The sequence below is a fragment of the Gelidibacter mesophilus DSM 14095 genome (assembly GCF_000423005.1).
In the GTDB taxonomy this organism is placed as follows: Bacteria; Bacteroidota; Bacteroidia; order Flavobacteriales; family Flavobacteriaceae; genus Gelidibacter; species Gelidibacter mesophilus.
Genome location: NZ_AUHD01000004.1, coordinates 348472 through 360685 on the forward strand (window position 1 = coordinate 348472; position 12214 = coordinate 360685).

Below are 12214 nucleotides of genomic sequence, written 5' to 3' on the forward strand. Positions count from 1 at the left end.
GTTGGGTTTAGTGTTTAATCTTAGAAGCTAATAAATATATAACAGCCATCCTAATTGCAACGCCATTTTGAACTTGATCCAATATAATGGCTTGTTTGGAATCGGCCACATCACTCGTGATTTCTACACCCCGATTAATAGGTCCTGGGTGCATTATTGTGATTTCCTTATCGAGAGAATTCAGCAAAGCCTTATTGACACCATATTGTTGTGTATATTCTCTCGTAGATGGAAAATAGGTCATATCCATTCGCTCATTCTGCACCCGAAGCATATTGGCAACATCACACCATTGGAGTGCTTTTTTTAGATTGGTCTCCACCTTCACGCCTAGTTTATCTATATATTTTGGCAATAAGGTTTTTGGTCCGCACACCATCACGTTGGCCCCTTGTAGCTGTAGCGCAAAAATATTGGAAAGAGCCACACGACTGTGCAAAATATCGCCTACAATAACCACATTTTTACCTTGTACCTTACCCAGACGCTCTCTAATAGAGTAACTGTCCAATAAAGCTTGTGTTGGGTGTTCATGAGCGCCATCTCCAGCATTAATAATACTTGCGTTAACATGTTGGGATAGGAATACACTAGCTCCGGGATTTGGATGGCGCATGACCACCATATCTACTTTCATGGCAAGTATATTGTTGACAGTGTCAATTAAAGTTTCTCCTTTTTTTACTGAAGATTGTGATGCCGAAAAGTTAATGACGTCTGCAGAAAGCCGCTTCTCTGCTAGTTCAAAAGATAATTTGGTACGTGTGGAATTTTCAAAAAATAAGTTAGCAATAGTAATATCTCTTAATGAAGGTACTTTTTTTATGGGTCTGTTAATGACTTCCTTAAAATGATCTGCAGTTTCAAAAATCAGTTGAATATCCTGTGAATTTAGATATTTTATTCCCAATAAGTGATTGACACTTAATTCGCTCATTGTCGGTATTATTTATTATTTATTCCTATTCGTTATTCTTAAGGAACTCAATTAAAAACAAAAGCCACGATCACCTTCTCCCTGTTTTCTGAAGTTTTCCTATCTCTTAAAAACAATTGTTCGCTATCCATATTTAGCTTTTGACTAAATAAACGGCATCTTCCCCACCGTGTTCTACCCAATTTACCTTTACCTTTTCTTCGTTAATAGCATCTACCTGCCGTCCTCTATAATTGGGTTGGATTGGTAAATGTCTGCTGAATCTTCTATCTATTAAGGTCAGTAACTCAATTTCGTTGGGTCTACCAAAAGATTGAATGGCGGTCAATGCGGCACGAATACTTCTTCCCGTATAGAGCACATCATCAATAAAGACAATGTTCTTATCCTCAACTATAAAATTAATTTCTGTGGTATTTGCTTCCAATGGTTTTTCACCACGACGGAAATCGTCTCTAAAAAAAGTGATGTCCAAGTGTCCTAATTGAATGTGTTTTATCTTATAATCGTTCTTCAATATTTGAGCTAATCGATTGGCCAAGAATTTCCCTCTTGGTTGCAGACCTATTAGAACGGTATTGGTAAAGTCGTTATGTTTTTCAATCAGTTGACAAGCCAATCGATGAAGAATGATGTTGATCTCTTTTGCGTTAAGTAGAACTTTTTGGCTCATAGTTTTCCAAACGTATTTGGTTTACAAATTTAGGATAAAAATTCTTGTGGGCAATGGTTTTATGATCATAAGACTCAAAGTACGCCCGTATAAAATAAAAAAGCCTTCAACATAAGTTGAAGGCTTTGATTATTAGATTAAAACTGAAATTCATAAGATTCCTGCCTTCGCAGAAATTAATTATTTCTTCCCGTCCATTTTATCTTTAAGAGCTTGTAAAGCATCATTGGCATCACCGAGAGTTGGTTTTGACTCTGCTGCAGAAGCTTCCGCTTTAGCAACAGCCGCTTTTACGTTAGCAATCTCTTCTTGTTTAAAGATAGCAGTATGAGAAGCAACAACACGTTTGAACTCTTTATTGAACTCAATAATCTTGAATTCAGCAGTGTCACCTTTTTTCAATTTCTTACCATCTTCCATTTCTAAATGACGTGACGGTACGAATGCAACGATATCTTCGTTAAATTCAACTGTTGCACCTTTATCTACCATTTCAGAAATTTCTGCTTTGTGCGTCGTTCCAAGAGCAAATTCAGTTTCGTATTTATCCCAAGGATTGTCAGTGGTTTGTTTGTGACCTAAACTTAATTTACGTCCTTCAACATCTAATTCCAATACCACAACATCTAAGTTATCACCTACGTTACAGAACTCACTTGGATGCTTGATTTTCTTAGTCCAAGATAGATCGGAGATATAAATCAATCCGTCAATACCTTCTTCCAATTCAACAAACACACCAAAGTTTGTGAAGTTACGTACAATACCTGTGTGCTTAGAGCCTACTGGGTATTTACTAGTAATATCAGTCCATGGATCTGGAGTCAATTGTTTGATTCCCAATGACATTTTACGGTCTTCTCTATCAAGAGTTAAAATAACCGCTTCAATTTCATCACCTACGTTTACGAAATCTTGAGCAGATCGTAAATGCGTTGACCAAGACATTTCACTTACGTGAACCAAGCCTTCAACACCTTCTTCTACTTCAATAAATGCACCGTAGTCAGCAATAACAACCACTTTTCCTTTGACTTTGTCGCCAACTTTTACAGTGTCGCCTAAAGCTTCCCAAGGATGCTTGCTCAATTGTTTTAAACCTAATTGGATTCTTGATTTATCTTCATCAAAATCAAGGATTACTACATTAAGTTTTTGATCCAATTCAACAATTTCGTTTGGATGGTTGATACGTGACCAAGAAAGATCAGTAATATGAACCAATCCATCAACACCACCAAGATCGATAAAGACACCGTAAGACGTAATGTTTTTCACAACACCTTCCAATACTTGTCCTTTTTCTAATTGGCTGATGATTTCTTTTTTCTGCTCTTCAATATCGGCTTCAATAAGCGCTTTATGAGAAACCACAATGTTTTTGAATTCGTGGTTGATTTTCACAACTTTAAATTCCATTGTTTTATTAACGTATTGATCGTAATCTCTAATAGGTTTCACATCAATTTGAGAACCTGGCAAGAATGCTTCAATACCAAATACGTCAACGATCATCCCACCTTTAGTACGACATTTAACAAAACCATTTACAATTTCGCCAGTGTCATGTGCATTGTTTACACGATCCCACGCTTTGATTACTCTAGCTTTACGATGAGATAATACCAACTGTCCGTTAGCGTCTTCACGTACATCTATTAATACTTCTACTTTATCACCAACTTTTAAATTCGGGTTGTAACGGAACTCGTTAAGAGAGATTACACCTTCCGATTTTGCGTTGATATCAATAATAGCATCACGATCAGTAATATGGATCACTACACCTTCAACAACTTCATCGTCTAGGGTATCCACGAAATTTTCTGATACTAATTTTTCAAATTCCTGAAGTTTTTTGTCATCTACTTGCTCAATACCTTCTTCGTAATTGTGCCAGTTGAAATCTGCTAGGAATTTTTCAGGGTTTGCTTGTGCTTCTGATACTTTAGGAGCTGTTTTTTCAGTAGTTTGAGTGTTTACTGCTGTTTCTGTTGCTTCCGTAGTTTCTACTTCGGCTTGATTTGTTTCTTTTTCAGACATTTGCTGAATACTAGTTTGTATTCTGAGTGTTTTTGGAAGTTTTATGCGATCAACACACAGAAGTGTTATTTGCTTTTTTCTTTTATTCCTTTTATCTTCCACGGGTACCGCTAAAAGGAGTGCAAAAATACAATATTATTTTCTGATTTACAAATTATTTACTGAACTATAATTGAGACCTCTAACCGCTGATTTGGATCCGTTAAACATTGATAGCGATAGCGTTACTATTTAAGATAATATTTCAATATATTTACATTTACATTAATTTATAAAAAATAATTATCATGGTAAAATCTAAGTATCAAAGTGTTTTAGATCTCGGAAAGGAACTAAATATTCAAAATGGCGATGTTTCTGAAGAAAATGGGGTCTTAAAGATTAAGGGCACTGCAAAAAATCAGTATGAAAAAAATCTACTTTGGGATAAAATAAAGGCAGTTGGTGGTGAAAATCCTTCAGACATCAAAGCAGACATTAAAGTGGCCGACACTTCTGTCTTTGCAAGACACACAGTAAAATCAGGAGAAACCCTTGGCAAAATAGCCAAGCAGTATTATGGTGATGCATCCAAATACCAAAAGATCTTTAAAGCAAATTCTGACATCCTGAAAAACCCTGACCTTATCCATCCCGATCAAGAACTTATTATACCAAATGAATAAATCATCCGCGCTATAGCATTATCAAAAACGACCTGTTGGGTCGTTTTTTTATGCTAAATGAATTAGACCTTCGGAACGACAATTTTTAGGCAAAAAAATAATTTGTTCTAGAAAGAACTTAATAAATTAGAATCCGTCCTAGAACAGCTATGAAAGTTTATAATATCTTTGAATTCGAAACTTAGGACTTTAATTTTATTCGTGCTCAATCGCATTTTTTGCCAAAGCATAGAGCTTCTCAAACTGTACTGTCAATGATAGGTTAGAATTATCAATTTCTATGGCATCATCAGCCTTCATTAAAGGTGAATCTTCTCTTGTAGAATCAATTAAATCTCGCGATTCAACATTTTTTAAGACGTCTTCATAGCTCACATCGTCATTTCTTTCAAGCAGTTCTTTATAGCGTCTTTTGGCTCTCGTTTCTGCGGAAGCAGTCATAAAAAACTTTAATTCAGCTTCTGGAAAAACCACCGTTCCAATATCGCGACCATCCATTACAACACCTTTCTCCTGCCCCATTTGCTGTTGTTGCAAGACCAACATACGTCTTACTTCTGAAATTTCAGCGACTTGACTTACCGATTGCGAGACCTCCAAAGTCCGGATCTCATTTTCAACATTTACACCATTCAAATACATTTCAGCAAATCCTAATGTGTCATTGTACTTAAAACTGAGTTTAATAGCACCTAAGTTGGCAATCAACTTTTCAACATCAAAATAATCCTTAGATATCATTTGATTCTGCATGGCATATAAGGTCACTGCTCTATACATAGCACCAGAATCCACATAGACATACCCTAAAACTCTGGCCAATTGTTTGGCAACCGTACTTTTTCCTGTTGATGAAAAACCGTCAATGGCAATAGTAATCTTCTTCATATTTATTCTATCTATAGACCCAAATCTTCTAAATTATCTCAAATCTATTTGGAGTCCAAAAAAATTAGTATTTGATGCGCCCGAATAACGTGCATGGGTGTAACTAAATCGCATTTTATTGAGCTTAATTCCCATCCCGAACGAAAGTCCTGAAAAGTTCCGTTCGTCGACAATCCGTAGCTCTTCTGCTCGTCTAAAATTATAACCAAATCGGAGACTAAAACCACGATCAGGAAAAAGTTCTGCGCCAATGATCGTATGTCGCATCACTTCGTTTAAAAAACCTATTTTTTCTTGGGTTTGGTTACCATCCAAATCTGTTGTTGCCCTTGCCGGATTAGAAAAATTAATGGGCCATTGTTGTAAATTATCAAATGTTAAATGCCATCTTAGCGGCACATGTTGTAAGGTTTGAGAAAGTCCAAAATTGACTTCGAGTGGCAGTTTTTCATTAAGACCCGCATAGGTTGTAAATTGAGTTCCAAAATTTCTAACGGTCAACGCCGCATGGAAATCAAGATCTTCATTAATATAAATTACCCCTATATCAATGGCACCACCAATCGAATTGTAGCGTTCTAGTTTTGATGTTATCAATTTTGCGCTCGCCCCTACATAAAAATCAGAATGGGGAATTTTAAACGAATAACCAAAAGACAAAGCGGCTTCATTCCCTGTAAAGGTTCCGGTAGGCATGCCACTCTCATCATAACCATCAAATTCTCCATAATTAATATAGGTCATCCCAACATGAAATGTTTGCACATGCCGGTCCCAGGTATAGGCATAAGCGCCCGTGCCATAACTGATACCCCCCAAATAACTGGAATAATTTAATGCCAATTGATTGTCCATTTCAGGATTTATAGTTGCAGGATTGTATAAAGCTCCTGTAACATCGTAATCAAAATTGGTGATCACCTTTCCTCCCAACGCCGCCTGACGCGGAGAAGAGACAAGATTTAAAAATTGATAGGTAGATGCGCCACCTAGTTGCGCGAAAACTGTGATGTTCGAAACGATAAAGAATAAAACAGTAATCCTCTTGGTCATAGAATGGCAAAAGTAGTATTTCTTACTTAAAACGCTAATATGATTATTTTATTTGTGAATCAAAAAAAACGGCAACAAATTGTTACCGTTTAATTGACAAAATAGTAAATGTCTTATTATAATGCTTTTGCATTCTTGACTTTCTGATCGGTTAAGGCGTATTTTAAAACATCACTCATATCCGTAACATAATGAAAGGTTAAGCCTTTCAAATACTCAGGTTTAATTTCCTCAATATCGCGTCTGTTATCCTCGCAAAGTAGAATTTCCTTAATGCGCGCGCGTTTCGCAGCTAAAATTTTCTCCTTTATCCCTCCCACTGGCAATACCTTACCTCTTAAGGTAATTTCACCCGTCATCGCTAAATTGTTTTTGACTTTTCGCTGTGTGAATAATGACACCAAAGACGTTAACATCGTGACACCTGCACTCGGACCATCCTTTGGAGTTGCTCCTTCCGGCACGTGAATATGCACATTGTATTTCTCAAAAACATTGGGATCAATGCCAAATTCTTCAGCGTTAGACTTTATATATTCCATGGCAATTGTTGCGGATTCCTTCATAACCGTTCCGAGATTACCCGTAATGGTTAAAGTACCTTTTCCTTTTGAGAGTATGGATTCAATAAATAAAATATCACCTCCCACTCTGGTCCAAGCCAACCCTGTAACTACGCCTGCAACATTATTATTTTCATATTTGTCACGTTCCATTCTTGGAGAGCCCAATACTTCCAAAACATCTTCATTGGAGACCTTTTTGTTATATTCCTCTTCCATCGCAATGTTTTTGGCAGCGAAACGCACCATTTTAGCTAATTGTTTCTCGAGTCCTCTGACGCCAGATTCTCTTGTATAACCTTCAACGATTTTTTCTAATTGTGGTTTGGCAATTTTCAGATCTTTATCTGTTAAACCATGTTCCTTAATTTGTTTTGGCAAGAGATGACGTTTGGCAATTTCTACCTTTTCTTCAATGGTATAACCCGTGACATCAATAATTTCCATACGGTCCAATAGTGCTGGCTGAATGGTGCTCAAGCTATTTGCCGTGGCAATGAACATGACTTTAGAAAGGTCAAAGCCCATTTCAAGAAAGTTGTCATGGAACTCAGCATTCTGTTCCGGATCCAAAACTTCCAACATCGCAGAAGAAGGATCTCCTTGATGACTGTTGGATAACTTATCAATTTCATCTAAAACAAATACCGGATTAGAAGTCCCTGCTTTTTTCAAACTTTGAAGAATTCTTCCTGGCATTGCACCGATATAGGTTTTTCTATGTCCACGAATTTCTGCTTCATCACGTAATCCACCTAAAGACATCCTGACATATTCACGACCTAAAGCTTCAGCTACCGATTTCCCCAAAGAGGTCTTCCCTACTCCTGGAGGGCCGTATAGACAAAGAATAGGCGATTTCATGTCATTACGTAGCTTTAAAACTGCCAAATATTCGATAATTCTCCTCTTCACATCGTCGAGTCCGTAATGGTCACGATCCAAGATGCGTTTTGCTCTCTTCAAATCGAATTTATCCTTGCTAAACTCATTCCAGGGTAATTCAAGGAAAAGATCCAAATAATTTCTCTGAATGGAGTATTCTGCCACTTGCGGATTCATGCGTTGCAGCTTCATCAACTCCTTTTGAAAATGATTATCAACTTTCTCATTCCATTTTTTGGATTTCGAACGTTCTTTCATTTCATCAATCTCTTCATCGTAAGAAACCCCACCCAATTCTTCCTGGATGGTCTTCATTTGTTGATGTAGGAAATATTCACGTTGCTGCTGGTTCATATCACTTTGAACCTTGGATTGGATGTCGTTTTTAAGTTCCATCTTTTGGAATTCAACGTTCATGAATTTTAAGGTAGCCAATGCACGCTCCTTCAAATCATTGATTTCCAACAATTTCTGCTTTTCTTCAACAGAAAGATTCATGTTTGACGACACGAAATTTACTAAAAATGAGTTACTTTCAATATTCTTGATGGCAAAACTAGCTTCCGATGGAATATTTGGGCTTTCCTTTATAATTTGAAGTGCTAAATCCTTAATGGATTCTATAATAGCAGAAAATTCCTCGTTATCTTCAGCAGGTTTAGCCTCGGCAACATCTTTAACTGTTGCTGTGATATACGGCTCCTCTGTCATGACCTGGTCAATTTCAAAGCGCTTTTTTCCTTGAATAATAATGGTTGTATTACCATCAGGCATTTTAAGAACACGAAGAATACGCGCAACAGTACCTGTTTTGAAAACATCTTTTCCTTCCGGATCTTCTATACTTCCATCTTTTTGAGAAACCACTCCAATAACTTTGCTGCCTTTATTGGCATCATTGATCAGTTTAATGGATTTATCCCTTCCAGCTGTAATTGGAATAACCACCCCCGGAAATAAAACCGTATTCCGTAAAGGTAAAATGGATAAAGTAGCCGGTAATTCTTCGTTGTTTATTTGCTCTTCGTCTTCAGGTGTCATCAATGGAATTAACTCGGAGTTTTCATCAAACTCCTGAAATGACAAACTGTCAAGACTTAAAAATTTAGATTCTTTCATATTATATTAAAGGTCATTATGTCATAACATTGACATAATGTTGTTTCTTTGGGTGTTAAGACAATAAATTAACCGCTAGTAATCAAGAGGTTAACATATCAATTCTTGATATTGAATAGATATCTTTCCAATAGTTATGCCATAGTTCTGATATGTATTTAAAGTTCAAAGTTAAAAGCTCAGGGTTAAGCTTGAATTTGAATTTGAAATCGCATCTGGAATTTGCCTGCCTACAGGCAGACAGATTATTTGGATCCTTTTTTATCTAAAAGTGTAACAAAGTTTAATTAATTATATCTTTATAATAAACCCATTGTTTTATTGACACCCAACCAACAACATATCAGTATTTTACTTGAGCAGTGCAAAAGTGGCAATCAACATGCACAAATGGAGGTTTATAACCGATATTTTAAGGCCATGTACAATACAAGCTTGAGAATTGTAAAGGATAATTTCTCGGCAGAGGATATTATGCAAGATTCTTTTTTGACGGCTTTTTCAAAGCTCGAAACCCTTAAAGACTTTTCAATGTTCGGGCCGTGGTTAAAGCGAATTGTGGTGAATAATAGCATCAGTTATTATCATAAAAATTCAAAATACAATGAGGTCCGGTTAGATGATGTTCTTTATACAGTTGAAGATTCACAAGGAATAGTTGAAGACTACGAATGGACCACGATTAAGGCTGCCCAAATAGTGGAATGCATGAAATGCCTAAAAGAAAACTATCAGTTAGCGTTACCTTATTTCTAATTGAAGGTTATGATTATGAAGAAATAAGTAAAATTATGAATATCTCTTATGCCAATTGTAGAACGATAATCTCTAGAGCGAAAGACAGCCTTAGGCAAAAATTAAATCCGACGGTTGGATTTTAAAAAATGAAAACATGAAAACAGACGAAATTGATAAACTTTTTAGGAATATAGATGGTGATTTTGATTTGGAAGCACCAAACGAAGGCCATAAAGCACGCTTTTTGGAGAAGCTGAAACACAACCAAATCCATAGACCTAAAGAAAATTCAAAAAACGCGTTTTTAAAACCTCTCCTAGCAATTGCCGCATCGATAATTATATGTTTTGGGATGTTTGTCTTTTTACAAAATAAACCTGAAGCCAGTGGATTGGCAAGTGTATCACAAGAATTTTCGCAAACACAAGAATTTTTCTCAACCGCCATTTCTTCTGAATTAAAAAAATTAGATGCACAAAGAAGCCCAGAAAACGAAGTTCTTGTGGCAGATGCCTTGAAACAAATTGATGTGTTAGAAACAAATTATGAAAGACTGAAAATCGATTTAAAAGAAAGTGGCAATGATAAACGTGTGATTTATGCCATGATCAGTAATTTCCAAAGCCGGATTGACATTTTGGAAAACGTTTTAAAAACAATTGAAGACATCAATCAACTCAAACAATCAAAACAAAATCAATCAATACTTTAAAATCAACGCTATGAAAATCAGACTATATCATCTCACAATATTCTTGCTCCTTTCGCATTTTACAGTTGCTGCAAGCGATTGGAATGGCAAACATACCAAAGAAAAGACCATTAAAAAAGAATTCTCCGTAAACCGTGATGCTTTGTTAAAAATTCAAAATAGTTATGGAAACATTAATATCATTACCTATTCTGGGAACACGGTCAGTATTGAGGTTAACATCAAAACCAACGGTAATGATTTAGACAAAGTAGAAGAAAAACTGAATACTATAAATGTTAACTTTCAAGCCTCTTCCAGCATGGTTTCAGCAAAAACCATATTTGGTAAAAGTAAGTCTGGTAGCTGGTGGAACTGGGGCAGTAACAACAACATCAATATGGAGATCAATTATTTGATAAAATTACCAATAGTGTTGATTTAAGCAATAATTACGGTAGTATCAATTTAGATCGGTTAGATGGGCATGCCAAAATAAACTGTGATTATGGAAAGATCACTACCAAGGAATTGATGGCCGACAATAATTCTATCTCCTTTGATTATACCAATAACAGTTATTTTAAATATATAAAGAGTGGAAAAATAAATGCGGATTACAGTAGCTTTACAGTCGGAAAAACCAAAAATTTGGACATTCATGCGGATTACACCAAATCAGTAGTAGAAATAGCTGAAGACATCACTTACACATGCGATTACGGATCCATAACCATTGAAAAAGCAAACTATATTAAAGGAAACAGCAATTATTTGACGGCACGTTTTGGCGAAGTTTATAAAAATATACAAGTGACTTCTGACTATGGCTCCATAAAAATTGATAGAATGACTGCCAATGCTGGAAACGTCACCATCGATTCAGACTACACAGGCGTCACCATAGGTTATGATTCTGACTACCAATTTAACTTTGATATTAATCTGGAATATGCGTCACTTAGGGGTGATGAAGACTTTCAGATTTCCAAGAAGAAAATAGAATCGTCAGACAAATACTATATAGGCCATTATGGGAATCCTAATACCAAAAACCTTATTAAAATCACGTCTGACTATGGAAGTGTGACCTTTAAAAAAATTAATTAATAAAATCCCCCGACATCTCGAAAACATCTAAAAATAAATCACTATGAAAAACTCAATTTTATTAGTTGCTGCACTATTGATCATCAGTACCATCCAAGCACAAAAGAAAATTAAAGGAAATGGGCAAATAACCGCCATTACGCGATCAACTTCAGACTATGATGCAGTAAAATTTGCTGGTTCATTTGACTATGTTCTCGTTTCAGGAAAAGAAGGGGAAATTGAAATTGAAGGCGAAGAAAATCTATTGCAATACATTATTACCGAAGTCAAAAATGGAACATTAAGTGTTACAACCCAAAATAAAATCAGTTTACAGCCCTCTAGAAATCAAACTATCACGATAACGGTTCCTTTTGAGAAAATCAGTGCGGTATCTCTTGCCGGTTCAGGTGATGTCTGGAATGAAAATCCTATCTCAGCAACTCATTTCAAGGCCGCAATAGCAGGTTCAGGGGATGTGAAATTAGAGGTCACTGCAACTTCAATAGATGCCACTGTTACCGGGTCTGGTGATTTGGATTTAAAAGGCCAAACAAACAGTTTAAAAGCTAGCGTTACAGGCTCTGGCGATTATAATGGTTTTAACCTTATTGCCAATGACGTGGAAGTTTCGTTAAATGGCTCTGGAGATGCGGAAGTCGTTTGTAATGGAAGTTTAATAGCACGGGTTTCTGGATCTGGCGATATTAAGTACAGAGGCAATCCTAAAACTGAAGATTCAAAAGTTGCGGGCTCAGGAAGCATAAGTAATTGATAAAACAAATCTGTTTTCAATTTATTATAACCTTTTCTTACTATTTTATAAACAATTATAATGGAGATTATTGGAGCCCTTTTTTCATAAGA

The 12214-nt window shown here is 36.1% G+C and carries 13 protein-coding genes; 7 read left to right on the forward strand and 6 right to left on the reverse strand.

Features of this window, described 5'->3' with window-relative positions:
• Positions 1-7 precede the first annotated feature (7 nt).
• From G525_RS0104895 to rpsA, 3 genes are all read right to left on the reverse strand, one after another.
• Positions 8-937: an aspartate carbamoyltransferase catalytic subunit gene (locus tag G525_RS0104895; protein ID WP_027125159.1), complete on the reverse strand. Its 930-nt coding sequence runs from the start codon at positions 935-937 to the stop codon at positions 8-10.
• Between the two features lie 133 nt (positions 938-1070).
• Positions 1071-1610, reverse strand: a complete 540-nt coding sequence (gene pyrR / locus G525_RS0104900) for a bifunctional pyr operon transcriptional regulator/uracil phosphoribosyltransferase PyrR (RefSeq protein WP_027125160.1) — start codon at positions 1608-1610, stop codon at positions 1071-1073.
• Between the two features lie 180 nt (positions 1611-1790).
• The gene (gene rpsA / locus G525_RS0104905) at positions 1791-3653 is read right to left on the reverse strand and encodes a 30S ribosomal protein S1 (protein WP_027125161.1); all 1863 of its coding nucleotides are present in this window, start codon (positions 3651-3653) and stop codon (positions 1791-1793) included.
• Between the two features lie 287 nt (positions 3654-3940).
• On the opposite strand from rpsA, the gene G525_RS0104910 reads away from it, so the two are divergent.
• Positions 3941-4318 carry a LysM peptidoglycan-binding domain-containing protein gene (locus tag G525_RS0104910; RefSeq protein WP_211222915.1) on the forward strand — a complete coding sequence of 126 codons (378 nt, stop codon included), beginning with the start codon at positions 3941-3943 and terminating at the stop codon, positions 4316-4318.
• 195 nt (positions 4319-4513) lie between these two features.
• Here the strand turns inward: G525_RS0104910 and cmk are convergent, their stop codons facing one another.
• The 3 genes from cmk to lon form a co-directional block, all read right to left on the reverse strand.
• Positions 4514-5206: a (d)CMP kinase gene (cmk, locus tag G525_RS0104915; protein ID WP_027125163.1), complete on the reverse strand. Its 693-nt coding sequence runs from the start codon at positions 5204-5206 to the stop codon at positions 4514-4516.
• A gap of 33 nt (positions 5207-5239) precedes the next feature.
• Positions 5240-6259, reverse strand: coding sequence for a type IX secretion system protein PorQ (porQ, locus tag G525_RS0104920; RefSeq protein ID WP_027125164.1), 1020 nt, complete (start codon positions 6257-6259; stop codon positions 5240-5242).
• Between the two features lie 116 nt (positions 6260-6375).
• A complete protein-coding gene (lon, locus tag G525_RS0104925; protein WP_027125165.1) occupies positions 6376-8826 on the reverse strand; it encodes an endopeptidase La in 2451 nt (816 codons plus the stop codon).
• Positions 8827-9147: 321 nt separating this feature from the next.
• Here lon and G525_RS20280 point away from each other — a divergent pair, with 321 nt between their 5' ends.
• The 6 genes from G525_RS20280 (at position 9148) to G525_RS0104945 (ending at position 12122) form a co-directional block, all read left to right on the forward strand.
• Positions 9148-9582, forward strand: coding sequence for an RNA polymerase sigma factor (locus G525_RS20280; RefSeq protein ID WP_425402514.1), 435 nt, complete (start codon positions 9148-9150; stop codon positions 9580-9582).
• Entirely contained in the window at positions 9540-9707 is a 168-nt protein-coding gene (locus G525_RS22880; protein ID WP_425402515.1) for an RNA polymerase sigma factor, read from the forward strand. Before G525_RS20280 ends, G525_RS22880 begins: the two co-directional genes overlap by 43 nt.
• A gap of 11 nt (positions 9708-9718) precedes the next feature.
• Positions 9719-10276, forward strand: coding sequence for a hypothetical protein (locus G525_RS0104935; RefSeq protein WP_027125166.1), 558 nt, complete (start codon positions 9719-9721; stop codon positions 10274-10276).
• Between the two features lie 10 nt (positions 10277-10286).
• Positions 10287-10700, forward strand: a complete 414-nt coding sequence (locus G525_RS22820) for a hypothetical protein (protein WP_342662733.1) — start codon at positions 10287-10289, stop codon at positions 10698-10700.
• 89 nt (positions 10701-10789) lie between these two features.
• The gene (locus G525_RS22825) at positions 10790-11365 is read left to right on the forward strand and encodes a DUF4097 family beta strand repeat-containing protein (RefSeq protein WP_342662734.1); all 576 of its coding nucleotides are present in this window, start codon (positions 10790-10792) and stop codon (positions 11363-11365) included.
• 43 nt (positions 11366-11408) lie between these two features.
• Complete coding sequence (locus tag G525_RS0104945) at positions 11409-12122, forward strand: head GIN domain-containing protein (protein ID WP_027125167.1); 714 nt, start codon at positions 11409-11411, stop codon at positions 12120-12122.
• Positions 12123-12214 lie beyond the last annotated feature (92 nt).

Bases quoted from the DNA above. Each gene is read 5' to 3' on its own strand.
- G525_RS0104945 (WP_027125167.1), top strand. From the start codon at position 11,409: ATGAAAAACTCAATTTTATTAGTTGCTGCACTATTGATCATCAGTACC.
- G525_RS0104935 (WP_027125166.1), top strand. From the start codon at position 9,719: ATGAAAACAGACGAAATTGATAAACTTTTTAGGAATATAGATGGTGAT.
- G525_RS22825 (WP_342662734.1), top strand. From the start codon at position 10,790: ATGGCCGACAATAATTCTATCTCCTTTGATTATACCAATAACAGTTAT.
- cmk (WP_027125163.1), bottom strand. From the start codon at position 5,206: ATGAAGAAGATTACTATTGCCATTGACGGTTTTTCATCAACAGGAAAA.
- lon (WP_027125165.1), bottom strand. From the start codon at position 8,826: ATGAAAGAATCTAAATTTTTAAGTCTTGACAGTTTGTCATTTCAGGAG.
- G525_RS0104910 (WP_211222915.1), top strand. From the start codon at position 3,941: ATGGTAAAATCTAAGTATCAAAGTGTTTTAGATCTCGGAAAGGAACTA.
- porQ (WP_027125164.1), bottom strand. From the start codon at position 6,259: ATGACCAAGAGGATTACTGTTTTATTCTTTATCGTTTCGAACATCACA.
- G525_RS0104895 (WP_027125159.1), bottom strand. From the start codon at position 937: ATGAGCGAATTAAGTGTCAATCACTTATTGGGAATAAAATATCTAAAT.
- G525_RS22880 (WP_425402515.1), top strand. From the start codon at position 9,540: ATGCCTAAAAGAAAACTATCAGTTAGCGTTACCTTATTTCTAATTGAA.
- rpsA (WP_027125161.1), bottom strand. From the start codon at position 3,653: ATGTCTGAAAAAGAAACAAATCAAGCCGAAGTAGAAACTACGGAAGCA.
- pyrR (WP_027125160.1), bottom strand. From the start codon at position 1,610: ATGAGCCAAAAAGTTCTACTTAACGCAAAAGAGATCAACATCATTCTT.
- G525_RS22820 (WP_342662733.1), top strand. From the start codon at position 10,287: ATGAAAATCAGACTATATCATCTCACAATATTCTTGCTCCTTTCGCAT.